This window comes from Burkholderia sp. 22088 (assembly GCF_052045915.1).
GTDB lineage: Bacteria > Pseudomonadota > Gammaproteobacteria > Burkholderiales > Burkholderiaceae > Burkholderia > Burkholderia cepacia.
Genome location: NZ_JBQEPY010000013.1, coordinates 88,803 through 113,421, shown reverse-complemented (window position 1 = coordinate 113,421; position 24,619 = coordinate 88,803). Strand labels below are relative to the sequence as shown.

The 24,619-nt window shown below is 68.5% G+C and carries 24 protein-coding genes; 12 read left to right on the top strand and 12 right to left on the bottom strand.

Translation table 11 applies throughout. The features are described 5' to 3' along the window. Positions 1–200 precede the first annotated feature (200 nt). Both ACTJLD_RS24535 and moaC read right to left on the bottom strand, forming a co-directional pair. The gene (locus ACTJLD_RS24535; RefSeq protein ID WP_219705650.1) at positions 201–1,184 is read right to left on the bottom strand and encodes a tyrosine-type recombinase/integrase; all 984 of its coding nucleotides are present in this window, start codon (positions 1,182–1,184) and stop codon (positions 201–203) included. A gap of 130 nt (positions 1,185–1,314) precedes the next feature. Further along, the gene (gene moaC / locus ACTJLD_RS24530; protein ID WP_440659809.1) at positions 1,315–1,803 is read right to left on the bottom strand and encodes a cyclic pyranopterin monophosphate synthase MoaC; all 489 of its coding nucleotides are present in this window, start codon (positions 1,801–1,803) and stop codon (positions 1,315–1,317) included. Positions 1,804–2,076: 273 nt separating this feature from the next. Between moaC and ACTJLD_RS24525 the strand changes: the two genes are divergently transcribed. Further along, complete coding sequence (locus ACTJLD_RS24525; RefSeq protein WP_440659807.1) at positions 2,077–3,771, top strand: M48 family metallopeptidase; 1,695 nt, start codon at positions 2,077–2,079, stop codon at positions 3,769–3,771. Between the two features lie 39 nt (positions 3,772–3,810). Here the strand turns inward: ACTJLD_RS24525 and ACTJLD_RS24520 are convergent, their stop codons facing one another. From ACTJLD_RS24520 to ACTJLD_RS24495, 6 genes are all read right to left on the bottom strand, one after another. Further along, the gene (locus ACTJLD_RS24520) at positions 3,811–4,398 is read right to left on the bottom strand and encodes a DUF2946 family protein (RefSeq protein WP_059699975.1); all 588 of its coding nucleotides are present in this window, start codon (positions 4,396–4,398) and stop codon (positions 3,811–3,813) included. Further along, the gene (locus ACTJLD_RS24515) at positions 4,391–5,428 is read right to left on the bottom strand and encodes a hydrolase (protein ID WP_059699978.1); all 1,038 of its coding nucleotides are present in this window, start codon (positions 5,426–5,428) and stop codon (positions 4,391–4,393) included. Before ACTJLD_RS24515 ends, ACTJLD_RS24520 begins: the two co-directional genes overlap by 8 nt. Positions 5,429–5,461: 33 nt before the next feature. Continuing rightward, positions 5,462–5,908 carry a nuclear transport factor 2 family protein gene (locus ACTJLD_RS24510; RefSeq protein WP_006749968.1) on the bottom strand — a complete coding sequence of 149 codons (447 nt, stop codon included), beginning with the start codon at positions 5,906–5,908 and terminating at the stop codon, positions 5,462–5,464. A 115-nt stretch (positions 5,909–6,023) separates the two neighbouring features. Continuing rightward, positions 6,024–7,061: a lipopolysaccharide heptosyltransferase II gene (waaF, locus tag ACTJLD_RS24505; RefSeq protein WP_027785312.1), complete on the bottom strand. Its 1,038-nt coding sequence runs from the start codon at positions 7,059–7,061 to the stop codon at positions 6,024–6,026. Positions 7,062–7,207: 146 nt separating this feature from the next. Then, positions 7,208–7,402: a zinc-finger domain-containing protein gene (locus tag ACTJLD_RS24500; RefSeq protein ID WP_006749970.1), complete on the bottom strand. Its 195-nt coding sequence runs from the start codon at positions 7,400–7,402 to the stop codon at positions 7,208–7,210. A gap of 50 nt (positions 7,403–7,452) precedes the next feature. Continuing rightward, positions 7,453–8,376 (bottom strand): branched-chain amino acid transaminase, encoded by a 924-nt coding sequence (locus ACTJLD_RS24495; protein ID WP_011353071.1) that lies wholly within the window; start codon positions 8,374–8,376, stop codon positions 7,453–7,455. A gap of 205 nt (positions 8,377–8,581) precedes the next feature. Here ACTJLD_RS24495 and ACTJLD_RS24490 point away from each other — a divergent pair, with 205 nt between their 5' ends. From ACTJLD_RS24490 to ACTJLD_RS24480, 3 genes are all read left to right on the top strand, one after another. Continuing rightward, positions 8,582–9,337, top strand: a complete 756-nt coding sequence (locus ACTJLD_RS24490; protein WP_027789224.1) for an AzlC family ABC transporter permease — start codon at positions 8,582–8,584, stop codon at positions 9,335–9,337. Further along, positions 9,334–9,657, top strand: coding sequence for an AzlD domain-containing protein (locus tag ACTJLD_RS24485; RefSeq protein ID WP_027789225.1), 324 nt, complete (start codon positions 9,334–9,336; stop codon positions 9,655–9,657). Before ACTJLD_RS24490 ends, ACTJLD_RS24485 begins: the two co-directional genes overlap by 4 nt. Before the next feature lie 280 nt (positions 9,658–9,937). Further along, the gene (locus ACTJLD_RS24480) at positions 9,938–11,134 is read left to right on the top strand and encodes a phosphoglycerate kinase (RefSeq protein ID WP_048024998.1); all 1,197 of its coding nucleotides are present in this window, start codon (positions 9,938–9,940) and stop codon (positions 11,132–11,134) included. A gap of 157 nt (positions 11,135–11,291) precedes the next feature. On the opposite strand, the gene ACTJLD_RS24475 is transcribed toward ACTJLD_RS24480, so the two are convergent. Further along, on the bottom strand, positions 11,292–11,420 hold the full coding sequence (locus ACTJLD_RS24475) for a hypothetical protein (RefSeq protein WP_021164118.1): 129 nt from the start codon (positions 11,418–11,420) through the stop codon (positions 11,292–11,294). On the opposite strand from ACTJLD_RS24475, the gene pyk reads away from it, so the two are divergent. The 6 genes from pyk (at position 11,419) to ACTJLD_RS24445 (ending at position 18,225) form a co-directional block, all read left to right on the top strand. Continuing rightward, positions 11,419–12,855, top strand: coding sequence for a pyruvate kinase (gene pyk, locus ACTJLD_RS24470; protein ID WP_021164117.1), 1,437 nt, complete (start codon positions 11,419–11,421; stop codon positions 12,853–12,855). The two genes, ACTJLD_RS24475 and pyk, sit on opposite strands and share 2 nt — an antisense overlap. Before the next feature lie 316 nt (positions 12,856–13,171). Beyond that, positions 13,172–14,236 (top strand): class II fructose-bisphosphate aldolase, encoded by a 1,065-nt coding sequence (gene fba / locus ACTJLD_RS24465; RefSeq protein WP_027789227.1) that lies wholly within the window; start codon positions 13,172–13,174, stop codon positions 14,234–14,236. A 233-nt stretch (positions 14,237–14,469) separates the two neighbouring features. Then, positions 14,470–15,360 (top strand): phosphoribosylaminoimidazolesuccinocarboxamide synthase, encoded by an 891-nt coding sequence (locus ACTJLD_RS24460; protein ID WP_176099472.1) that lies wholly within the window; start codon positions 14,470–14,472, stop codon positions 15,358–15,360. Between the two features lie 16 nt (positions 15,361–15,376). Then, entirely contained in the window at positions 15,377–15,898 is a 522-nt protein-coding gene (purE, locus tag ACTJLD_RS24455) for a 5-(carboxyamino)imidazole ribonucleotide mutase (protein WP_440659806.1), read from the top strand. 90 nt (positions 15,899–15,988) lie between these two features. Continuing rightward, positions 15,989–17,185: a 5-(carboxyamino)imidazole ribonucleotide synthase gene (locus ACTJLD_RS24450; RefSeq protein WP_060083073.1), complete on the top strand. Its 1,197-nt coding sequence runs from the start codon at positions 15,989–15,991 to the stop codon at positions 17,183–17,185. Positions 17,186–17,196: 11 nt separating this feature from the next. Further along, a complete protein-coding gene (locus tag ACTJLD_RS24445; protein ID WP_027789229.1) occupies positions 17,197–18,225 on the top strand; it encodes an L-threonylcarbamoyladenylate synthase in 1,029 nt (342 codons plus the stop codon). A gap of 86 nt (positions 18,226–18,311) precedes the next feature. Here the strand turns inward: ACTJLD_RS24445 and ACTJLD_RS24440 are convergent, their stop codons facing one another. The 3 genes from ACTJLD_RS24440 to dacB form a co-directional block, all read right to left on the bottom strand. Continuing rightward, positions 18,312–19,457 carry an SGNH/GDSL hydrolase family protein gene (locus ACTJLD_RS24440; protein ID WP_027789230.1) on the bottom strand — a complete coding sequence of 382 codons (1,146 nt, stop codon included), beginning with the start codon at positions 19,455–19,457 and terminating at the stop codon, positions 18,312–18,314. 95 nt (positions 19,458–19,552) lie between these two features. After that, on the bottom strand, positions 19,553–20,467 hold the full coding sequence (locus ACTJLD_RS24435) for a sterol desaturase family protein (RefSeq protein WP_134255661.1): 915 nt from the start codon (positions 20,465–20,467) through the stop codon (positions 19,553–19,555). A 396-nt stretch (positions 20,468–20,863) separates the two neighbouring features. After that, positions 20,864–22,396, bottom strand: coding sequence for a D-alanyl-D-alanine carboxypeptidase/D-alanyl-D-alanine endopeptidase (gene dacB / locus ACTJLD_RS24430; RefSeq protein ID WP_060083071.1), 1,533 nt, complete (start codon positions 22,394–22,396; stop codon positions 20,864–20,866). A 186-nt stretch (positions 22,397–22,582) separates the two neighbouring features. Between dacB and ACTJLD_RS24425 the strand changes: the two genes are divergently transcribed. Together ACTJLD_RS24425 and ACTJLD_RS24420 are read left to right on the top strand one after the other, a co-directional pair. Next, positions 22,583–23,245: a response regulator gene (locus ACTJLD_RS24425; RefSeq protein WP_021164091.1), complete on the top strand. Its 663-nt coding sequence runs from the start codon at positions 22,583–22,585 to the stop codon at positions 23,243–23,245. 3 nt (positions 23,246–23,248) lie between these two features. Then, the gene (locus tag ACTJLD_RS24420; RefSeq protein WP_059523396.1) at positions 23,249–24,595 is read left to right on the top strand and encodes an ATP-binding protein; all 1,347 of its coding nucleotides are present in this window, start codon (positions 23,249–23,251) and stop codon (positions 24,593–24,595) included. The last annotated feature ends 24 nt before the right edge of the window (positions 24,596–24,619 follow it).

The window sequence follows — 24,619 nt, the reverse complement described above, 5'->3', positions numbered from 1 at the left end:
GGAGAGTTCGACGTACAGGTGTCGGGAATGCGGAACAGTGCTGATTCGACCGAACTACAGGCACTCGCCGAACGAGACATGGCGTTATTGCGACTTGCCGATAGATAACTGACATCCGGTATCGGTGCGTTAGCAGTGAGCCGAATTCCTTTATCCGGCACTTGTGGGTACCTGATGAATTGGTTGCCTTACGAACTCTTCTAGCCCAACTTCCGGGCCAAATCGGTCGCGGACGGGTGGTAGTACCGCTTCAACATTGCCAAGCTGCGATGACCGGAGACAGCCGCCAGTTCGATGACATTCGGCAGCTTTTGCGCCATTCGCGTGATGGCCGTATGCCTTAGGTCGTGCCAGTGAAAGTCGGTGATCCTTGCTCGTACGCAAGCTTTCCGGAACGCTGCATGCAACGTGAGTCCTTTGACAGGAATGACCCGGCCATCGATGGATCGTGGTAGCGCCGTCAACGTGGCGATAGCCTTCTTAGACAGTGGGACGGTTCGTGCTGTCCCATTCTTGGTCATCGGCAAATGCGCAGTCTGGGCTTCGAGATTGACGTTCGACCACCGAAGTTCGACCAGTTCGCCGCGTCGCATACCGGTCTCCAAGCTCAGGATAGTTGCCGGAAGCAGCCATACATTGATGCGGCCAGTCGGAACCAGTTCGGCAAGAAGCCGTGTTTCCTCGTCGGCGGACAGCACTCGATCCCTGCCTTGGGGAGTGGACGGTTTGCGGATCAGGGCGATGGGATTCGTAATGTTGATGTCCCATTCACGACGAGCGTGGTTGATGATGGCCGACAGGAACGCCAGTTCACGAATCACGGTCGCAGGCTTCACCTGTTTGAGTCGTTCATCCCGGTAAGCTGCGACAGCCTTCGGCGTCAATGCCGCCATGCTGAGTTTTGCCAACGTGTTGCGGCAGGTGGCGCGAAGCCGAATGATTGCGTCAGCGCCACTACGTTGTGTCGGGCATACGTCGTCGATGTAGCGGTTGATGATGTCTTCGAGGGTGTTTGCTTCTGCCTCGCTACGACTGACGAAGCTTCCGCGATCCATCTCAATTTCGACAGATCGCGCCCATCGTTCCGCATCTGCGCGAGTGCTGAATGTTTTTGCTTCGTCGGCGAATCCTCTACGCCGAACACGTACTTGCCATTTCCCGTCTCGTTGGCGAATTGAGGCCATTCCAGTCTCCTGTGGGACAGGAGTGGGACAAGACCGATTTTTTGTGTGCCAGCAGTCAGGTTCGGGGCGATTTCGTCAGACGATGACGACGCCGGGTGGCCGGTATGGCATTGAAGGAAAGGCTTGTAAATCAATCGCTTACATCTTCCGCCTTCCAGTCTCCCGACTTCCCGCCGCGTTTCTCGCGCACGCTCACATCGGTGATCACCATCCCGCGATCGACGGCCTTGCACATGTCGTAGACGGTCAGCAGCCCGACCTGCACGGCGGTCAGCGCTTCCATCTCGACGCCGGTCCGGCCGAACGTCTCGACCTGCGCAACGCAGTGGACGCCCGGCAGCGCGTCGTCGAGCTCGAAATCGACGGCCACGCGCGTCAGCGCGAGCGGGTGGCACAGCGGGATGAGGTCGGCCGTGCGCTTGGCGCCCTGGATGGCCGCGATGCGCGCGACGCCGAGCACGTCGCCCTTCTTGGCCTTGCCGTCGCGGATCAGTGCGAACGTGGCCGGCAGCATCCGGATCGTGCCGCGCGCGATCGCGATGCGTTGGGTTTCCTGCTTGCCGCCGACGTCGACCATGTGCGCATGGCCGGCGGCGTCGAAATGGGTGAGTCCTGACATGTCGTGCTCCAGTGGAACGGCGTGCTCGCACGAGCACGTCCGTCGATCCTGCTTCGCGATCGGGCAGCGCGCGGCATCCGAAACCGGCTCCGCGACCCGATGCAACGCTTCAACGGGCGCTTATCATAGCAGCGGCGTTCGCGTCGCCGGAGCGCAGATGGCACCGCCGCGGCACGGGACAGTCATCGCGGCGCCGGTACAATGACCCGAATATTCAGACCAAACGCCGCGATGCGCGCCCGGCGCGCGGGACGGCGTCGTTTTCATCCTGCCATGCGTGTCAAACAGTTGCTTGCCGTGTCGCTGTCGGTGGCGCTCGCGTTGCCGCCGAGCGGCCATGCGCAGCGTGCGTCCGCACCGCCGCTCGAAGCGGCGGCCGACGGCGCCCGGTCGATTTCCACCGTGCCGTCCGGCATCGCGGCCGGCGTATTCGGTACGTACGGCGGCGCGGAGAGCCGGTTCTCCGACGCGGGCGGCGCGTCGGCACCGGCCGCGAGCCTGCGCGCGCCGCTTCGCGCGCTCGAGCTGCCCGACCTGGGCGACGGCTCCGGCGGTTCGCTGACGCCGCAGGCCGAGCGCCGGCTCGGCCTGCGGGTGATGCGCGAAGTGCGGCGCGATCCCGACTATCTCGACGACTGGCTCGTGCGCGACTACCTGAATGCGATGGCGGCGCGGCTCGCGGCCGCGGCGGCCGCGCGCTTCATCGGCGGCTACACGCCGGACTTCGACCTGTTCCCGGTGCGCGATCCGCAGATCAACGCGTTCTCGATGCCGGGCGGCTTCATCGGGATCAACAGCGGGCTCGTCGTCACGACGCAGACGGAGTCGGAACTCGCGTCGGTGGTCGGCCACGAGATGGGGCACGTGCTGCAGCGGCACATCGCGCGGATGATCGGTGCGAACGAGAAGACCGGCTATACGGCGCTCGCGACGATGCTGCTCGGCGTGCTGGCGGGCGTGCTCGCGAGAAGCGGCGACCTCGGCAGCGCGATCGCGATGGGCGGGCAGGCATACGCGGTGGACAACCAGCTGCGCTTCTCGCGTTCGGCCGAGCGGGAGGCTGATCGCGTCGGCTTCCAGTTGCTCGCGGGCGCGGGCTACGACCCGTACGGGATGCCGGGCTTCTTCGAGCGGCTCGATCGCGCGTCGATGGGCGATGCGGGCGTGCCCGCGTATGCGCGCACGCACCCGCTGACCGGCGAGCGGATCGCCGACATGGAGGATCGCGCGCGCCGCGCCCCTTACCGGCAGCCGCGCCAGTCGCCCGAATACGGGTTCGTGCGCGCGCGGCTGCGGGTCCTGCAGAACCGCGCGCCGACCGACATCGCGGCCGAAGCGCGCCGGATGCAGTCCGAGATCGACGATCGCACGGCGCCGAACGTCGCGGCGAACTGGTACGGCATCGCGCTCGCGAACGCGCAGCTCGGCGAGTACGACGCGGCCGGCAAGGCGCTCGCGTCGGCACGCACGGCGTTCGACGCGCGCGAGCGGCGCGAGGACGATCCGGCGACGAGTTCGCCGAGCCTCGACGTGCTGGCCGCCGACATCGCGCGCCGTGCGGGGCGCGCCGACGAAGCGGTGCGGCTCGCGGCGCTCGCGCAGCGGCGCTGGCCGGCGTCGCACGCGGCGATCGTCGAGCATCTTCAGGCACTGATCGCGGCGCGCCGTTTCGCCGACGCGCAGGCGCAGGCGCGCGCGCAGGCGAAGGCCGACCCCGAGCAGCCGGACTGGTGGGACTATCTCGCGAAGGCGAGCGACGGCAAGGGCGACGTGCTGGCGCGGCGCCGCGCGCTCGCGGAGAAGCTTGCGCTCGACGGCGCGTGGCCGTCGGCGATTCGTCAGTTGAAGGAAGCGCGCGACGCGAAGGACGTCTCGTTCTACGAGCAGTCGATGATCGGTGCACGGCTGCTGGAATTCGAGGCGCGCTACAAGGAAGAGCGCGACGACGAGAAGAACGGCCGCGGGTAGCGTCCGGCGCGCGCCGGGCGCGCGCGAAGCCGCTGCGGGTCAGGCGTCGCCGCCGGCCGCGTCGCGGGCCTGTCGTGCCGGGCTGACGACGTAGCCGAACCGCGCAGGCACATCCGCGCAGACGATGCTGCCGAGCGGCAGCGTGCGGCCGTCGCGCCAGCGCAGTACCGGCGGTGCGGCGTCGAAATCCGCGTGATCGGCGAACAGCCCGAGATCGTGATCGTGCAGCGCCGCGATGCGCGGCGCCGTGCCGGCCGAGCGAAACAGCACGCCGCCCGCGTCGTCGAGCCATGCTTCGTCCGGTTCGAACGGCGTACCGGTCTGGTCGGTGAGCGCGAGTTGCCCGTCGCGCTCGGCCAGGCGGACGACCCACGGCGTATAGGCAAGCTCGACGTACACGCGCTGCGGTCCGTTCTGGAAGAACCACTGGCCCTGCGCGTCGCATTCGTAGTTGCGGCCGATGAACGCGTTCAGCGCCGCATGCCGGATCGGCGAGCCGAGTTCGCCGGCCGCCTGGGCCGCGTCGTCGCGCAGCCGCCATTCGCCGCGCCGGTCGAGCAGCAGCCAGCCGGTGCAGTGCGGCACGTTCGGCCATTTGGCGAGGGCCTGCCTGACGATGTCATCCATGGTCGACGAATTTGGAGCAATAGCCGAACACCCGCGCCGACAGCCAGTCGAGACGGCCGGGGAACGGCCCGGTCATGAACCCCGCGTGTCCGCCGTCCGCGGGCTGGTCGAGCTCGACGGCCGGCGATACGTCGGCCGGGCCCGGCAGCGCGGACTCGGGCAGGAACGGGTCGTTGCGGGCGTTGAGGATCAGCGTCGGCACGTCGATCGCCGGCAGCAGCGGCCGGGTCGTCGCCTTCGTCCAGTAGTCGTCCGCGTCCGCGAAACCGTGCAGCGGGGCGGTTACGACCTCGTCGAAGTCGCGCATCGTCACGGCCTGCAGCATCGCTTCACGGTCGAACAACCCCGGATACTGGTCGAGCTTCGCGAGCGCCTTGCGCTTGAGCGTCTTCAGGAAGCTGCGCGTGTAGACCATCGCGAAGCCTTGCGACAGCGCGCGCCCGCCCGCGTGCACGTCGATCGGCGTCGAGATCGCGGCGGCCGCCCGCAGGATCGACGTGTCGCTGCGATGCTCGCCGAGCCAGCGCAGCAGCACGTTGCCGCCGAGCGACACGCCGGCCGCAACCAGCGGCCCGCGATGCTGCGTGGCGAGCCGGCGCAGGATCCAGTCGACTTCGGCGCTGTCGGCGAGATGGTAGAAGCGCGGCTGGCGGTTGATCTCGCCGCTGCAACTGCGAAAGTGCGGGACGACCGCGTGCCAGCCCTTCGCGCGCGCGGCGGCCATCATCGCGAGCGCGTAGTGCGAGCCCGAGCTGCCTTCGAGGCCGTGGAACAGCACGAACAGCGGCGCGTCGGGCGGCGGCGCCGCGCTGTCGAGATGCGCGACCCAGTCGAGATCGATGAAATCGTGGTCGGGGGTTTCCCATCGCTCTCGTCGGTAAGCGACGGCCGGGCGCCGTGCGAACAGCGCGGGCACGATGGTCTGGGCATGGCTGTTCGGCAGCCAGCGCGGTGCGCGATAGCGCGATGAATCGTCGTTGGGGGCCGGGGCCCCGGTCAGCGGCGAGGTGGGCGGAGAAGCCGTACTCATGATCGCCCCGCTAATGCGTTGCTTCGTTCTTCGTCAGTGCAGCGGACCCTGCCCGTGACGGATCTTCGCGGCGAATTGTCCGGCCGCCTGTTCGGGAATCGGGCTCGCGTGAATATGCGCGATGCGCCACTCGCCGCGCTCGTGAATCATCACGTACGTGGCGAAAACCATGTCGGGTTCGGCCGTCAGGTCGGCCTGCTGATGCGCTTCGGCGATCGTATAGACGACCGTGCCGAGGCTGTCGTACACACGGATGTCGAGCGGCTCGATCGTCACGGGGCGCGTGGCGAGCCGGTTGGCGAGCCCGCTGCGGATCTGGTCGAGGCCGTGCAGATGCTCGCCGTCCGCCCATACGCAGCTGGCGAAATCCTCGTCGATCCACAAACCCAGCAGCGCGTCGAGATTGGCATCGGCGACGGCCTGGTAGTAAGCGTTCAGCGTATCGGCGGCGGCTTCGAAGAGGCGGGCAAAACGTGGCATCGGGGTTATCTCTCGCGCGCGTCGCGCGCCGTATTCAGCACGGCGGCCCGGATGGAGCCGCCGTACACCGGTGAATCGGATTGCCCGGCGCGTCGTGCGACGCTGCCGGCCAGGGTCAGCGCTGCCCGACGAGCATGCCGCGCAAATCGCCGAATACCTGCTCGGGACCGAGTTCGCGCAGGCACTTCAGGTGGCCGAGCGGGCACTCACGTTCGAAGCAGGGACTGCATTCGAGATGGAGCCATTGTACCTTCGCCAGGTCCGACAGCGGAGGGGTGTGGCGCGGATCCGTCGAGCCGTACAGCGCGACGAGCGGCCGGCGCAGCGCGGCGGCGACGTGCATCAGCCCCGAATCGTTGGTGACCACCGCGTTCGCGCGCGCGATCAGCGCGCATGCCTCCGACAGCGACGTCTGCCCGCACAGGTTGCGCACGTTCGGCGCGTGGTCGGCGATCGCCTGCGCGGCCGCGGCGTCCTTCTGCGAGCCGAGCGCGACGATCTGCGTGTACGGGAACGACTGGTGGACGATGGTGGCGAGCGACGCGAAGTGTTCGGGCGGCCAGCGCTTGGCCGGGCCGTATTCCGCGCCGGGGCAGAACACGACGAGCGGCTTGCGGGTGTCGAGGTTGAAGCGCGCGGACACGCGCGCCGTCTCGTTCAGATCCGCGTCGAGGCGCGGCGCGGGCAGCGTCTTCATCGACTCGGGCAGCTTCGCGCCCGGCGCGTACGCGAGCGCCGCGTAGTGGGTCGTCATCGGCGGCCGCTCGCCCGACTTGGTCGGGTTCGCGTGCCGCACGTTCAGCAGCCCGTAGCGGTGCTCGCCCGTGTAGCCGATCCGCAGCGGGATGTTCGCGAGCCACGGGATCACCGCGGATTTCAGCGAATTCGGCAGCACGTACGCCGCGTCGTAGCCGACGTCGCGCAGGTCGCTCGCGAGTTGCCAGCGGCGCAGCAGCTGCAGCTTGCCGTGCGCGAGATCGGTCGCGTAGACATCGTGGATCTCGGGCATCCGCTCGAGCACGGGCGCGACCCACGAGGGTGCGACGGCATCGATCGCGATGCGGGGATGGAGCTTCTTCAGCAGCGCAAAAAGCGGCTGCGCCATCAATGCGTCACCGATCCAGTTCGGTGCGATAACCAGCGCTCGACGCATCAGGTCGACTTCCGATGTCTTGATGAAGCGCGGCGCCCAGGCGCCGCGTTCGGGTTGCCAGAATGGAGAACGGCGGCGCGCCGGAAGCCCGGCTGCGCCGCCTTGGGTCGGCGGGCCTGCCAGCCTGCAGGCCCGGCCGCCGGGGCTCAGTGGCCCTTGACGACCTCGCCGTCGCGCAGCTTGTAGCGCGTGCCGCAGTACGGGCAGCGTGCTTCGCCGTGCGAGACGTCGATGAAGACGCGCGGGTGCGCGCTCCAGCGCGCCATGGCCGGGTTCGGGCAGTACGCGGGAAGATCCTTGGCCGTCAGCTCGACCAGCGGCATTTCCTTGATTTCACTCATGAGACTTTCTCTTATCACTCTTTTGTGGGGCGGTCGGTGGCGCGGCGCGCTCAGACCTTCGTCAGCCAGTGCGCGTACTTCGCGTTCTTGCCCGACACGATATCGAAAAACGCCGACTGGAGCTTTTCCGTGACCGGGCCGCGCGCGCCGCTGCCGATCGTGCGGTTGTCGAGCTCGCGGATCGGCGTGACTTCGGCGGCCGTGCCGGTGAAGAACGCCTCGTCGGCCGTGTAGACCTCGTCGCGCGTGATGCGCTTCTCGATCACCTCGATGCCGGCGTCCTTCGCGAGCGTGATGACCGTGTCGCGCGTGATGCCGTCGAGGCACGACGACAGGTCGGGCGTGTACAGCTTGCCGTTGTTCACCAGGAAGAAGTTTTCGCCGGAGCCTTCCGACACGTAGCCGTCGACGTCGAGCAGCAGCGCCTCGTCGTAGCCGTCGGCCGTTGCTTCCTGGTTCGCCAGGATCGAGTTCACGTACCAGCCCGAGGCCTTCGCGCGGACCATCGACACGTTCACGTGGTGGCGCGTGAACGACGACGTCTTCACGCGGATGCCCTTCGCGAGGCCTTCCTCGCCGAGGTACGCGCCCCACGGCCATGCGGCGATCGCGACGTGGATCGTGTTGCCCTTCGCGGCCACGCCGAGCTTTTCCGAGCCGACCCAGATGATCGGGCGCAGGTAGCACGACTCGAGCTTGTTCTCGCGCACGACTTCCAGCTGCGCGGCTTCGAGCGTTTCCCGGTCGAACGGCACGTCCATCTGGAAGATCTTCGCCGAATTCAGCAGACGTTTCGTGTGCTCGTACAGGCGGAAGATCGCGGTGCTGCCGTCAGCCGACTTGTACGCGCGCACGCCCTCGAAGACACCCATGCCGTAGTGCAGCGTATGGGTCAGGACGTGGATCTTGGCGTCGCGCCAGTCGATCAGCTTGCCGTCCATCCAGATCTTGCCGTCGCGGTCGGCCATTGACATAGGATTCTCCTGGGAAGCAGTTGTACAGCGGGTTGTATGCAGCGTTGAGCCGGAAAGACGCTTATTTTAGCGTCATTTGCCGGCGATCCGGTCGGTCGGCTCGGGGCCGGCGCTATAATCGCCCGGTACCGATTCCAATAACGACGGGTCGTACCGGCAGGAGGCGCCGGCGGCCCGACGAACCGCCCGCCGCGGCCCGCTTCCCATGCTCGCTCGATTGTCCGCCACCGACCGCTTCGCGCTGATCCAGGGCGCGCGCGACTATTCCCCGACGCTGATGGCGATTCTCTCGTGGGGCCTCGTCACCGGCATCGCGATGAGCAAGTCGGTCATGACACTCGCGCAGGCGAGCGCGATGTCGCTGCTGGTCTACGCGGGCTCGTCGCAGCTCGCGGTGCTGCCGCTCCTCGCGGCGAAGCTGCCGATCTGGACCATCCTGCTCACGGCCGCGATGGTCAACACGCGCTTCGTGATCTTCAGCGCCGGGCTTGCGCCCCATTTTTCCTACCTGCCGCTGTGGCGGCGCCTGGCGATCGGCTATTTCAACGGCGACGTGATCTACCTGCTGTTCCAGAAACAGGGCTTCGCCTACGGTCGCGTGCCCGGCAAGGAAGCGTATTTCTGGGGGATGGCGCTCGCGAGCTGGCTGTCCTGGCAGGTGTCGTCGCTCGCCGGCATCCTGCTCGCGAGCTTCTTCCCCGCGAGCTGGGGGCTGGAGCTGGCCGGCACGCTCGCGCTGATCCCGATCATGGTGTCGGCGGTCGCGAACCGGTCGACGCTCGCGGCTGTCGCGGTCGCGGGCATCGTGTCGCTGGTCGCGTTCGACCTGCCGTACCGGCTCGCGCTGCCGCTCGCGGTGCTCGCCGCGCTCGCGGCCGGCTGCACGGCCGACTTCTTCGTCGAACGGGCCGACTGGCGGCGCATCCGCACCGAAACCGTGCATGAGAAGGAGATCGAATGAGCGCGACGGAGATCTGGATCGTCATCATCGGGATGACGATCGTCACGGCGGTCACGCGTGCGCTGTTCCTGATCGGCGGCGAGCGCACCGTGCTGCCCGAACGCGCGCAGCGCGCGCTGCGCTACGCGCCGGCCGCCGCGCTCGTCGCCGTCGTGCTGCCCGACGTGCTCGAAACGCCGGCCGGGCTGTCGTTCGCGCTGTCCAACCATCCGTTTTACGCGTCGCTCGCCGGCCTCGGCTGGTTTTTGTGGCGCCGCAGCATGCTCGGCACGATCGTCGTCGGGATGCTCGTGTTCACCGCGCTGCGCCTGATCTTCTGATGAGCCGCCGTTCAGGCCCGCCGGGCACCGGCCGCTCGCGCAGGTGCATTGCTGCATTGCGGCAACATGTCCGTTCCCGCGCGCGATCCCAAATAGGCGGAATTCGCCGCCGCACGGGTCAGTCTGCCAGGTGGATCGGCTAGAATGCCCGTTCGAGATTTTTTACCCGTGCGCGTCATGCGAACCGCCAGCCACGGCCGCATCCGGCGCCCTTTCGCGGCAGCCCGCGCACGTCCAGCGTGAACCCCCTTTCCCCATCCACTACTTCAATCTGTTCAACATGAGCCAAGTCAAGCGTCTTACCGACCTGATCGCCGCCGGCCAGCTCGCCGGCAAGCGGGTATTCATCCGCGCCGACCTGAACGTCCCGCAGGACGACCAGGGCAACATCACCGAGGACACGCGCGTGCGCGCGTCCGTGCCGGCCATCCAGGCCGCGCTCGACGCCGGCGCGGCCGTGATGGTCACGTCGCACCTGGGCCGCCCGACCGAAGGCGAATTCAAGCCGGAAGATTCGCTCGCGCCGGTCGCGAAGCGCCTCGCCGAGCTGCTCGGCCGTGACGTGCCGCTCGTCTCGAACTGGGTCGAGAACGGCGTGAACGTCGCGCCGGGGCAGGTCGTGCTGCTCGAGAACTGCCGCGTGAACAAGGGCGAGAAGAAGAATTCGGACGAGCTCGCGCAGAAGATGGCGAAGCTCTGCGACGTGTACGTGAACGACGCGTTCGGCACCGCGCACCGCGCGGAAGCGACCACCCACGGGATCGCGAAGTACGCGCCGGTCGCGTGCGCGGGCCCGCTGCTGGCCGCCGAACTCGACGCGCTCGGCAAGGCGCTCGGCAACCCGGCCCGTCCGCTGGTGGCGATCGTCGCCGGCTCGAAGGTGTCGACCAAGCTCACCATCCTGAAGTCGCTGGCCGGCAAGGTCGACCAGCTGATCGTCGGCGGCGGCATCGCGAACACGTTCATGCTCGCGGCCGGCCTGTCGATCGGCAAGTCGCTCGCGGAAGCCGACCTCGTCGCCGAGGCGAAGGCGATCATCGACGAAGCGCGCGAGCGCGGCGCGTCGGTGCCGATCCCGACCGACGTCGTGACGGCCAAGGAATTCTCGCCGACGGCCGTGGCCACGGTGAAGCAGGTCGCCGACATCGAAGCGGACGACATGATCCTCGACATCGGCCCCGATACGGCGAAGGCGCTCGCGAGCCAGCTCGAGAAGGCCGGCACGATCGTGTGGAACGGCCCGGTCGGCGTGTTCGAGTTCGACCAGTTCGGCAACGGCACCAGGACGCTCGCGGAAGCGATCGCCAAATCGTCCGCGTTCTCGATCGCGGGCGGCGGCGACACGCTCGCGGCCATCGCGAAGTACGGCATCCACGACCAGGTCAGCTACATCTCGACGGGCGGCGGCGCCTTCCTCGAGTTCCTCGAGGGGAAGAAGCTGCCGGCGGTGGAAGTGCTCGAAACGCGGGCGGCCTGAGCGTGGCGGCGCGCGCAGGGGTGATGAAGGCCGCGCGCTCCGCGAAAGCGGAGCAGACGGCCGGCGCGGGCAAGCGCAAACGCGCGCCCGCGCGGGCGAACACCGCCCCGCGCGCACCGGCGGCCGCCGGCGACGCGGCCGAGCAGCACCACGAGATTCAGAACAAAGCGATGCCGGGCGCAAGCACCGGCACGCCCCCCGGAACGGCCGCCGCTGGGCCCGCCGCTTCCGGCTCTCGCAGCGTTTCACCCAGCGCATCCACCTTGATCCAGATGAGGAGTTTCATGCAGCGCGCCACCAAGATAGTCGCCACGATCGGCCCGGCTTCCAGTTCGCCGGAGATTCTGCTGCAGATGATGCAGGCGGGCCTCGACGTCGTGCGGCTCAATTTTTCGCACGGCACGGCCGACGATCACCGCCAGCGCGCCGAGATGGTGCGCGAGGCCGCCCGCAAGGTCGGCCGCGAGATCGCGATCATGGCCGACCTCCAGGGCCCGAAGATCCGCGTCGGCAAGTTCGAGAACGGCAAGACGACGCTGACGCCGGGGCAGCCCTTCATCCTCGATGCCGGTTGCGAGCTCGGCAACGACGAGCGCGTCGGGCTCGACTACAAGGAACTGCCGCGCGACCTGAAGCCGGGCGACCTGCTGCTGCTGAACGACGGCCTGATCGTGCTGACCGTCGAGCGCGTGCTCGGCGACGAGATCCACACGATCGTCAAGGTGGGCGGCGAGCTGTCGAACAACAAGGGCATCAACCGCCAGGGCGGCGGCCTGTCGGCTCCCGCGCTGACCGCGAAGGACATGGAGGACATCCGCACCGCGATGTCGCTTGGCGCGGACCTGGTGGCGGTGTCGTTCCCGAAGAACGCGACCGACATGGAAATGGCGCGCCAGCTCGCGAACATCGCGGGCGCGCCGTACGGCATCAAGCCGAAGATGATCGCGAAGATCGAGCGCGCGGAAGCGATTCCGGCGCTGCAGAGCATTCTCGACGCGTCCGACGGCATCATGGTCGCGCGCGGCGACCTCGCGGTGGAAGTGGGCAACGCGGCCGTGCCGGCGCTGCAGAAGCGCATGATCCGGATGGCGCGCGAGTCGAACAAGCTTGTGATCACCGCGACGCAGATGATGGAGTCGATGATCCACGCGCCCGTGCCGACCCGCGCGGAAGTGTCGGACGTCGCGAACGCGGTGCTCGACGGCACCGACGCGGTGATGCTGTCGGCCGAGACGGCCGCGGGCAAGTACCCGGTCGTCACGATCGAGACGATGGCGGCCGTGTGCGTCGAGGCGGAGAAGTCCGAAGAGGTCGAGCTCGACAAGGATTTCCTCGACCGTACGTTCACGCGGATCGACCAGTCGATCGCGATGGGCGCGCTGTTCACCGCTTACCACCTCGGCGCGAAGGCGATCATCGCGCTGACCGAATCGGGCGCGACCGCGCTGTGGATGTCGCGTCACTACACGCACGTGCCGATCTTCGCGCTGACGCCGCGGGTCGGCAGCGAGCGCACGATGGCGCTGTACCGCAACGTGACGCCGCTGCACGTCGACTTCAACAGCGACCGCGACTCGGCGCTGCAGGCGGCGCTCGAGATCGTCGTCAAGCAAGGCTACGTGCAGCACGGCGACATGGTCGTGCTGACCGTCGGCGAGCCGATGGGGCAGGCGGGCGGCACCAATACGCTGAAGATCGTGCGGGTCGGCGAGCACTATTGAGCGCCGACTGAGCACCGCGCCGGCCAGTGAGCCGGCCGCCCGGATCGGCTGAAAAATCGATCCGGCACCGTTTTATACGCGAAAGCCGCGTGGGGTCCGAAGTCCCACGCGGCTTTTTTTCTCTTTTTTGCCCGCATTGTGCCGTGCGAACGTAACAAATTGCGAGTCGGCGCCACCGGGCGGTCGGAATCGGAGGCGCTTCGCGATAAAATGCGGCTATTCGACGCTCAGCCGCGCCGCGCCACCCCGGTTCGAACGGGAGCGAGCGCCGCGCCGGCGTCAGGGCGCACCGGTTTTCATTCCAAGGAGTTCCACAATGCCTCTCGTATCAATGCGTCAATTGCTGGACCACGCGGCAGAGCACGGTTACGGCCTGCCGGCCTTCAACGTGAACAACCTGGAGCAGGTCCAGGCGATCATGGCGGCGGCGGACCAGGTCGGCGCGCCCGTGATCATGCAGGCATCGGCCGGCGCGCGTAAGTATGCGGGCGAGCCGTTCCTGCGCCACCTGATCGAAGCGGCGGTCGAATCGTACCCGCACATCCCGGTCGTGATGCACCAGGATCACGGCCAGTCGCCGGCAGTCTGCACGGCCGCGATCCGCAGCGGCTTCACCAGCGTGATGATGGACGGTTCGCTGGAAGCCGACGGCAAGACGGTCGCGTCGTACGAGTACAACGTCGACGTGTCGCGCAAGGTCGTCGAGATGGCGCACTCGATCGGCGTGACGGTCGAAGCCGAACTCGGCGTGCTCGGCTCGCTCGAGACGATGAAGGGCGACAAGGAAGATGGCCACGGCGCGGAAGGCACGATGACCCGCGAGCAGCTGCTGACCGATCCGGAGCAGGCCGCCGATTTCGTGAAGCTCACGCAGTGCGATGCGCTCGCGATCGCGATCGGCACGTCGCACGGCGCGTACAAGTTCTCGAAGAAGCCGACGGGCGACATCCTGTCGATCCAGCGCATCAAGGAAATCCACGCGCGCATTCCGAACACCCACCTCGTGATGCACGGTTCGTCGTCGGTGCCGCAGGAATTGCTGGCCGAGATCCGCGAATTCGGCGGCGACATGAAGGAAACCTACGGCGTGCCGGTCGAGGAAATCCAGGAAGGCATCAAGCACGGCGTGCGCAAGATCAACATCGACACCGACCTGCGTCTCGCGATCACCGGCGCGATCCGCCGCTACCTGTTCGAGAACCCGGGCAAGTTCGATCCGCGCGACTACCTGAAGCCCGCGCGCGAAGCGGCGAAGCAGGTCTGCGTCGACCGCTACCTCGCGTTCGGCTGCGAAGGCCAGGCCGGCAAGATCAAGCCGCTGTCGCTCGACAAGATCGCCGAGCAGTACAAGTCCGGCGCGCTCGCGCAGGTCGTGCGCTGAGACTGTAGTACGATTGCCCCCGCCCGGTACTGCCGCCGGGCAAGGGCTGGCCGCCCGGTTGCCGGATCCGATCCGGCCCCGGTAGCCGCTCCGTCCGGCCGAACAAGGGCCGGCCGGCAACCGCCGGGCGCCGTCGCCCGCCGGTTCGCCGACGTATTGCAAGACCGCCGTTCCCGCCTGCCGCGGGGAACGGCGTTTCCCTTTTTGTTTGGCTCCTTATCTGCGAAAAGACGATGTCTACCCTTTACGAATCCACGCTCCGCTCGCTGCCGCTCCTCGGTCGCGGCAAGGTCCGCGATAACTACGCGGTCGGCAACGACAAGCTCCTGATCGTCACGACCGACCGCCTGTCGGCATTCGACGTGGTGATGGGCGAGCCGATTCCGAACAAGGGCCGCGTGCTGAACCAGATGGCGAACTTCTGGTTCGACAAGCTCGCGCACATCGTGCCGAACCACCTGACGGGCGACGCGCCGGAAGCGGTCGTCGCGACCGACGAGGTCGAGCAGGTGAAGGGCCGCGGCGTGGTCGTCAAGCGCCTCGAGCCGATCATGATCGAAGCGGTCGTGCGCGGCTACCTGGCCGGCAGCGGCTGGAAGGAATACCAGGCGTCGGGCGCCGTGTGCGGCGTGCAGCTGCCGGAAGGCCTGCAGAACGCGCAGAAGCTGCCCGAGCCGATCTTCACGCCGGCCGCGAAGGCCGAGATGGGCGAGCACGACGAGAACATCACGTTCGAGGAAACCGAGCGCCGCATCGGCACCGAGCTGGCCGCCACCATTCGCGACATCTCGATCAAGCTGTACAAGGAAGCGGCCGATTACGCGGCGACGCGCGGCATCATCATCGCCGACACGAAGTTCGAATTCGGCCTCGACAACCACGGCAAGCTGTACCTGATGGACGAAGTGCTGACCGCCGATTCGTCGCGCTTCTGGCCGGCCGACCAGTACGAGGTCGGCACCAACCCGCCGTCGTTCGACAAGCAGTTCGTGCGCGACTGGCTCGAGGCGCAGCCGTGGGGCAAGACGGCGCCGGCGCCGGCGCTGCCGGCCGACGTCGTCGAGAAGACGGCCGCGAAGTACCAGGAAGCGCTCGAGCGCATCACCGGCCAGGCGCTTGCCTGATCGAGGTACATACGACATGAGCGAAATCCAGACTGCCCACACGCACAGCGCGCCGCTCGTCGGCGTGCTGATGGGTTCGAGTTCCGACTGGGACGTGATGAAGCACGCGGTCGCCATCCTGCAGGAATTCGGCGTACCGTACGAAGCGAAGGTCGTGTCCGCGCACCGGATGCCCGACGAGATGTTCGACTATGCGGAGAAGGCGCGCGAGCGCGGGCTGCGCGCGATCATCGCGGGCGCCGGCGGCGCAGCGCACCTGCCCGGCATGCTGGCCGCGAAGACCACGGTGCCGCTGCTCGGCGTGCCGGTCGCGAGCAAGTACCTGAAGGGTGTCGATTCGCTGCACTCGATCGTGCAGATGCCGAAGGGCGTGCCCGTCGCGACGTTCGCGATCGGCGAGGCCGGCGCCGCGAATGCCGCGCTGTTCGCGGTGTCGATCCTGTCCGGCACGTCGACCGACTACGCGAACCGGCTCGCCGCGTTCCGCGTGCGCCAGAACGAAGCCGCGCACGCGATGGTGCTGCCGCCGCTGGAATGACGGCATGGCGCGCGGCCGCACGACGCGGCCGGCGCCGGATTTTCCCACTGCGGCGGGCATTTTCGCGTTCCGCCGCGACCGACCACTGACATGACCGCAACTCCTGATTCCGTTTCCCCGATCCTGCCCGGCGCGTGGCTGGGCATGGTCGGCGGTGGCCAGCTCGGCCGCATGTTCTGCTTTGCCGCCCAGTCGATGGGCTATCGCGTCGCCGTGCTCGATCCCGATCCGACGAGCCCCGCCGGCGCGGTCGCCGACCGCCACCTGCGCGCCGCATATGACGACGAAGCCGCGCTCGCGGAACTGGCCGACCTGTGCGACGCGGTGTCGACGGAGTTCGAGAACGTGCCGGCCGCAAGCCTCGATTTCCTCGCGCGCACGACGTTCGTCGCGCCGGCCGGCCGCTGCGTCGCGGTCGCACAGGACCGGATCGCGGAGAAGCGCTTCATCGAGGCGTCGGGCGTGCCCGTCGCGCCGCACGTCGTGATCGAATCGTCGGCGGCACTCGCCGCGCTCGACGATGCCGCGCTCGACGCGGTGCTGCCGGGCATCCTGAAGACGGCGCGCCTCGGCTACGACGGCAAGGGCCAGGTGCGCGTGAGTACCGCGCAGGAAGCGCGCGATGCGCATGCGGCGCTGAACGGCGTGCCGTGCGTGCTCGAGAAGCGCCTGCCGCTGAAATACGAAGTGTCGGCGCTGATCGCGCGCGGCGCGGACGGCCGCTCGGCCGCGTTCCCGCTCGCGCAGAACGTGCATCACAACGGCATCCTCGCGCTGACGGTCGTGCCCGCGCCGGCCGCCGATGCCGCGCGCGTCGAAGAGGCGCAGCAGGCCGCCGTGCGGATCGCCGATACGCTCGGCTACGTCGGCGTGCTGTGCGTTGAATTCTTCGTGCTGGAAGACGGTTCGTTCGTCGCGAACGAGATGGCGCCGCGCCCGCACAACTCCGGCCACTACACGGTCGATGCGTGCGCAACGAGCCAGTTCGAGCAGCAGGTGCGCGCGATGACGCGCATGCCGCTCGGCAACCCGCGCCAGCATTCGCCGGCCGCGATGCTGAACATCCTCGGCGACGTGTGGTTCCCGGCAGGTGCGACGGCTGATGCCGTCACGCCGCCGTGGGACACGGTCGCCGCGATGCCGGCCGCGCACCTGCATCTGTACGGCAAGGAGGACGCGCGCGTCGGCCGCAAGATGGGCCACGTGAACTTCACGGCCGAAACGCGCGACGAAGCCGTTGCCGCGGCCACCGCGTGCGCGCAGCTGCTGCGCGTGCCGCTCGACTGAGGCGCCGGCCGATGTCCATCGATCTCCCGAACACCGTGACGGCCGCGCAGATCGACGCGGCCGCCGCGTTGCTCGACGCGGGCCAGCTCGTCGCCTTTCCGACCGAAACCGTCTACGGGCTCGGCGCCGACGCGGCGAATCCCGAGGCCGTCGCGCGCATCTACGCGGCGAAGGGGCGGCCGGCGAATCATCCGGTGATCGTGCACCTGCCGCCGGGCGGTGATCCCGGTTACTGGGCCGACGATCTGCCGGCCGATGCGCAGGCGTTGATCGATGCATTCTGGCCGGGCCCGCTGACGCTGATCCTGAAGCGTCATGCGCGCATTCCGGACGCTGTGAGCGGCGGCCAGGATTCGGTCGGGCTGCGCTGCCCGTCGCATCCGGTCGCGCAGGCGCTGCTGGCCGCGTTCAGCGCGCGGCGCGGCGGGCATGGCGGCGTGGCCGCGCCGTCCGCGAACCGGTTCGGCCATGTGAGCCCGACCACCGCGCAACACGTACGCGACGAATTCGGCGACACCGTGCACGTGCTCGACGGCGGCGCGTCCGAAGTCGGCATCGAATCGACGATTCTCGACCTGTCGCGCGGTTTCCCGGCGCTGCTGCGCCCGGGCCACGTGACGCCGCAGCAGATCGCCGACGTGCTCGGCCGCGCGCCGAAGCTGCCGGACGGCAGCGACGCGACCGCGCCGCGCGCGTCGGGCACGCTGAAGGCGCATTACGCGCCGCGCACGCCGCTCGCGCTGCTGCCGTTCGACGCGCTCGAGCCGCTGCTCGCGGCCGCGCAAGCCGATGGCGAGCGTGTCGCGCTCGTCGCCCGTGCGTCGCGCGCGGGACGCTGGGCGCAGGCCGACGGCGTGCATTTCGTCGCGGCGCCGGAAGATCCGCAGGCGTATGCACGCGACCTGTACGGGATGCTGCGCGCGCTCGACCGCGCGCAGGTCGCACGCATCCTCGTCGAGAAACTGCCCGAGACCGTCGAATGGATCGCGGTCAACGATCGTCTCGGCCGTGCGGCGGCGGCGTTCGAAGCGCGCGACTGACACGTTCGACGGCTGATTCAGGAATGAAAAAAACGCCCGACCGGCGAACCGGTCGGGCGTTTTTGTTTGGGCGCGTGGCCGGCGGCTTACTTGCCGACGCCCGACTTCGCGATCTGCTGTTCGACGAACTGCGCGAACAGCGCGTGCAGGTGCGTCGTCGGGTGGACCGTGTCGGCGAACATGTAGGTCTGGTCGGCGTTCGCGACCGTGTAGGTCTGCGGCGAGCAGAACAGCGACGAGCCGAATGCGGTCGCGTTCGCGACGCCGTACTGCGTGGCGGCCTGGACCATCGCCTTCAGGTTGCAGGCGGTATCGGTGTTCGACACGCTGAAGCCGTTCGCCTTGTAGTTGGCCGCGATGCCGTCCTGCCACGTGAACGTGTCGAGCAGCGCGACCTTCGTCGTGTCGACCTTCAGCGCGGCCAGCGTGCCGGCGAGCGTCTTGTTGAACAGCCCCGACAGTTGCGTGAACGCGGCCTGCGTCGGCGCGCCGCCCTGCAGCGCGAGCGGCGTGCCGCCGATGTCCGGCACGTTCGACACGTACACGTGCGTCGCGCCTGCCGCGACGATCTGCTGGACGATGCCGCCGAGCTGCTGCGCGGCCAGGCCGATCGCCTGCGCCGCCGCGAGTTGGGCGGCCGGCGTGTTGCCTTGCGCCTGCGCGACCTGCGCCTGGTAGAAGATGTCGTTCGCGCCGCCGTTGACCAGCACGATCTGGCCGGCGTTGAAGCTGCCGTGCTGCGACAGGTACTGCTTGACCTGATCGGCGATCGGCGTCGTGGTGGCCTGCGCGTAGTCGGCGTTCGGCACGCTCGCGTCCGCATGGCCGATACCCGGCTGCAGCGTCACGCGCGAGCCGCCCTGTGCGTAGCCGAGACCGCCGGTGGCCTGCAGCGGAATGCCGAACCCGCCCTGGTTCGCGGGCTGCAGCGTGTCGCCGTAGTACTGCGCGACGTTCTGCGTCCATACCTGGCCCGGGTTGGTCGTGAAGCGGCCGCCGCCGAAGCCGAGCTTGATCTGCGAGTAGGTGCCCGCGTCGGACAGGCTGTCGCCGAACGACACGACCTGCATCTTCACGCCCGACGGCGGCGTGTTCGACGCGCTGTTGTTGTTGTCGTCACCGCCGCCGCCGCATGCGGCGAGCAGCGCGAGCGCGGCGCCGGCGATCGCGACCTGCGCGGTACGCAGCATGCGCTGCCGGGTGCGGGAAGGTGCGTGTTGTTGTGTCTGCATCGTTCGATCTCCTCGTAGATATGGCCTGATGTGTTTCTCATCTGCCGCGTGCCTGCTCGGTTCCGGGCCGCGCGGCGGCCGTTGGCTGAAACGGTTTATTGGTCGCGCGCAGCCGCAAGCGGCACGGTGCGCGGATCGGGGTTCGCGGCCTCGGCAATCTGCGCATGATAAGCGCTCGCCCATTCGGGCGGGCCGAAAATCGCGCGCAGCTTGTTGCGCCATCCGTCGACGCGCAATGCGTCGCCGGCCATCGATATCCACTCGTGGAACGTCGCGACGAGCGGGTTGTTCGAGCCGAGCCGCTCGACGATCCCGTACCGCGGCGGATCGTCGGGTGTTTCCTCGACATAACTCCCGAACAGGCGATCCCAGATCACAAGGACACCTGCGTAATTGCGGTCGATGTAGCGCGGATTGCGCGCATGGTGCGCACGGTGGATCGACGGCGTGTTCAGCACGTATTCGAGCCAGCCGAGCTTGCCGATCGCCTGCGTGTGCACGAAGAACTGGAACGCGAGGTTGATCAGCACGATGCCAACGACCTGCTGCGGCGGAAAGCCGGCGAACGCGAGCGGCAGCCAGAACACCCACATGCCCGCGACGGGATACATCAGGCTCTGGCGGAACGCGGTCGAGAAATTCATCCGCTCGGACGAGTGATGCACGACGTGCGCGGCCCACAGCCAGCGCACGCGATGGCTCGCGCGGTGGAACACGTAGTAGAGGAAATCCTGCGCGACGAACAGCACCGCGAACGACAGCCAGCCGTCGTGCCACGTGAACACGCGGTAGTGCCGGTAGCAATACGCGTAGACGGGGATCACGAACAGCCACGCGATCTTGTCGGCGCCCTGGTGCATCAGCGCGAGCGCCGCGTTGCACAGCGTGTCGCGCCACGCATAGACAGAGTCCTGCGCACGAGTGCGGGCGAGGTGCCAGGCCTCCCACGCGATGCAGAGCAGGAAGACGGGCGCCAGCGCGAGCAGAAGCAATTCGACGTCGAATCGCATGGGCGTGTCTCCTTCTTTCCCCTGCAAGCCTTGAGGCCGGGCGTATGGCCCGTTGTAGATATCGGTCAGGCCAACAGCCTACGCAATCGCCACGCGCTAGGCGAGGGGGCAGCGTAGAGGGTTCCCTCTGAGGACAGGGTTTCTACGGAAGCCGCGCGGCACGGGGCCGGGCGGTGTGGCCCTGTTTTGTGGGGGCGATCGGCGCGCGGTGTGTCGCGCGCGGGCGGCGGCTGCCGTTTCAAACCGGGGAGGGCGGGATTCCGTGCGCGGGGGCGCTTGCGGGGCGCCCCGATTGCCCGTCGGGGCGACCCGCTGCGCGGTGCGGCCCCGTGGCCGGTGCAAGCCGGCGCGGGCCGGCTGCCGGCGGCGCCGCGCCAAGCCGCGGCGCGCGGATCGTCATTGCGCGCCGGCGTAGATCCATTCGAGCAGCGTGTCGTGCGCGGCGCGCGCGGCTTCCGCGTGATCGTTGTTGATGAAACTGACGACGATGTAGCTCTGGCCGTCGGCGCCGGCAACGTAGCCGGCGATCGCGCGCACGTCGCGCAGCGTGCCGGTCTTGATGTGCGCGTTGCCGAGCACGCCGGCGTTGGTGAGGCGGTTCTTCATCGTGCCGTCGATGCCCGCGATCGGCAGCGAATCGATGAAGGCCTGCGCGACGGGGCTCGCGTTCGCGGCCTGCAGCAGCGCGGCAAGCGACAGCGCGCTCACATGCTCTTCGCGCGACAGGCCCGAGCCGTTTTCGAGCACGAGGTCGGGCATCGCGATGCCGTTCTTCTGCAGGAACGCCTGGATCACGCGGCTCGACTGCTCGGGCGTCGCGGGCGGCCTGCCGCCGACCGCGCCGATCGTCAGGAACAGGTTGCGCGCCATCACGTTGTTGCTGAACTTGTTGATGTCGTAGACGATGCTGCCGAGCACCGGGCTGTGATGCACGGCGAGCGGCCGCGCGGTGGTCGGCACCTTGCCTTCGCTCACGGGCCCCGCGATCGTGCCGCCGTCCTGCTGCCACAGCGCGAGGAAGCCGCGGGCGAAGAACGTCGTGTGGTCGAGGATCGCGAGGTTGGTCGTGTGCGCGCCGCAACGCAGCGGATAGTCGCCGGCGAACGAAGCGGTCATGATCCCGCTGCCGGCCGTCAGCGTCGGCCGCGCGGCCGCGGCGGCCGCGCTGCACGAGCCCGAGCCTTCGACCAGCTGGTTGTCGATCGACAGGTCCGCGAGCGGCGGCAGCACGTCGACGGCCACCTTGCCGTCGTCGCCCGGCGTGACGGTGAACGACACGGCCTTGAACGCGTACAGCAGCGGATCGGGGCCGACGTTGTACGGCGCGCTCGCATCGTCGTCGAACGAAGGGAGATCGCGCGTCGACGCCGCGAAGTAGCTCTTGTCGAGCACGAGGCCGCCGGCCACGCGCTTGACGCCGGCCTTGCGGAGCTTGTCGACGAGGTCGATCAGCTCTTCGGGTACGAGCTTCGGATCGCCGGTGCCCTTGATGTACAGGTTGCCCTGCAGCGTGCCGTCGGGGTCGACCGTGCCGTCCGTGTACGCAGTCGTGCGCCAGCGGTAGTCGGGGCCGAGGATCGACAGGCCCGAGAAGGTCGTCACGAGCTTCATCGTCGAGGCGGGCAGCATCGGCCGGCTCGCGTTCCACGCGATCAGCGGTTCCGGATCGCCGACGCGCTCGACGACGACGCTCATCGCCGACGCCGGCACCTTCGCGCGCTGCAGCGCGACGAGCACGGATGCCGGCAGGCCGGCCGCGCGCGCGGCCGGCGACACGACCGTGGTCTTGCGCGCTTCCTTGTGGGATTTCTTGCGGGCCTGCGCGGCAGGCGCGAAGGCGAGGGCCGTGCAGGTGGCGACGATGGCGGCCGCCCGCAGGCAGACGCGGGCGCGGGGGGCGAACCGGTTGGAAAGATCGGAAATCGGCATGAGCGAATACGGGGAAAGCACGACGTTCGGGCAGGGCGCGCGCGGCGCCAAAGCGCACATTGTAGAGACAAGTCCGGACAGCCCCCTTGCAATCCGCCTTTCTGTTGCATTGCACGGTGCCGCGCGCCGGGTTCGCGGCGCTACAATGGTCGGCGTGTTTGACTCGCCCCATGGATGCCTGTCCCGATGCGGATTCTGCTTGTCGAAGATGATCGAATGATTGCCGAAGGCGTGCGCAAGGCGCTGCGCTCGGACGGCTTTGCAGTCGACTGGGTGCAGGACGGCGACGCCGCACTGACGGCGCTCGGCGGCGAGACGTACGACCTGCTGCTGCTCGATCTCGGGCTGCCGAAGCGCGACGGCATCGACGTGCTGCGCACGCTGCGCGCGCGCGGGCTGGCGCTGCCGGTGCTGATCGTCACCGCGCGCGACGCGGTGGCCGATCGCGTGAAGGGCCTCGACGCGGGCGCCGACGACTACCTCGTCAAGCCGTTCGACCTCGACGAGCTCGGCGCGCGAATGCGCGCGCTGATCCGCCGCCAGGCGGGGCGCAGCGAATCGCTGATCCGCCACGGCGCGCTGACGCTCGATCCCGCCTCGCACCAGGTGACGCTCGACGGCGCGCCCGTCGCGCTGTCCGCGCGCGAGTTCGCGCTGCTCGAGGCGCTGCTCGCGCGGCCCGGCGCGGTGCTGTCGAAGAGCCAGCTCGAGGAGAAGATGTACGGCTGGGGCGAGGAGATCGGCAGCAACACGGTCGAGGTCTACATCCACGCGCTGCGCAAGAAGCTCGGCTCCGACCTGATCCGCAACGTGCGCGGGCTTGGCTACATGGTCGTCAAGGAAAGCTGACGCGTGAGGTCGATTCGTCATCAATTGCTGATCTGGCTGCTCGCGATCGTCGTCGCGGGCGTGGGCATCGCGGGCTGGCTGATCTACCGGCAGGCGCTCGCCGAGGCGAACGAACTGTTCGACTACCAGTTGCAGGAAATCGCCGCGGCGCTGCCGTCGGAACCGTTCTCGCAGGTATTCGGCTCGCGTACCAACGGCGACGAAGGCATCGTGATCCAGATCTGGAACCGCAACGGCGTGCTGATGTACTTCTCGCATCCGCGTGCGCCGATCGCGCCGCGCGCGGAACTCGGTTTCTCGACCGAGCGCACCGATCGCGGCGAATGGCGCGTGTACGGGGCGATCGTCGGCGACAACGTCGTGCAGCTCGCGCAGCCGCTGTCGGTGCGCAACCGGCTCGCGGCGAACGTCGCGCTGCGCACGCTGTGGCCGCTGATCGTGCTGCTGCCGTTCCTCGGCGCGGCCGTGTGGGTGATCGTCGGACGCGGGCTCGCGCCGCTCGGCCGTGTGACGCGCGCCGTCGAGGCGCGCCGGCCGGAAGCGCTCGATCCGCTGCCCGATGCGCGCCTGCCGCTCGAGGTGCAGCCGCTCGTGCGGGCGCTGAACGGGCTGCTCGCGCGGCTGTCGGCCGCGCTCGACACGCAGAAGGCGTTCGTGGCCGACGCCGCGCACGAACTGCGCACGCCGCTCGCGGCCGTGCAGATCCAGGCGCAACTCGTCGCCCGCGCGAAGGACGACGCATCGCGCCGCGAGGCGGTCGCGGATCTCCAGGATGGCGTGTCGCGCGCGACGCGTCTCACGGAGCAACTGCTCGCGCTGGCACGCGCCGAACCCGACGGCGCGACGATGCGCGAACCCGTCGACCTGCAGGCACTGCTCGCCGAATGCGTGGCTGCGCTTGCGCCGCTCGCGCAGCGGCGCGACATCGATCTCGGCTTCGAGGAGACGCACGCGGCGAGCGTCGTCGCGGACGTCGGCGCGCTGCGCGTGATGTTCGGCAACCTGCTCGACAACGCGGTGAAATACACGCCGGACGGCGGCCGCATCGACGTGTCGCTCACCCGCGACGCGGCCGGCCGCGCGTGCGTGCAGATCGGCGACAGCGGGCCCGGCATCCCGGCCGACGAGCGCGAGCGCGTGTTCGACCGTTTCTACCGCGACAGCTCCGCGCGGGCGCGCACCGATGTGTCGGGCAGCGGGCTCGGGCTCGCGATCGTCAAGCGCGTGGCGGCGCAGCAGGGGGCGACGGTGTCGCTCGGCGACGCGGCCGCGGGCGGCCTGCTCGTCAGCGTCGTGTTCCGCGACGCCGAGATGCCGGCCGAGGCGCCGCAGCCTTCCGAATCCGCGTGACGCGTGCCGCCGGGCGGGCCCGGC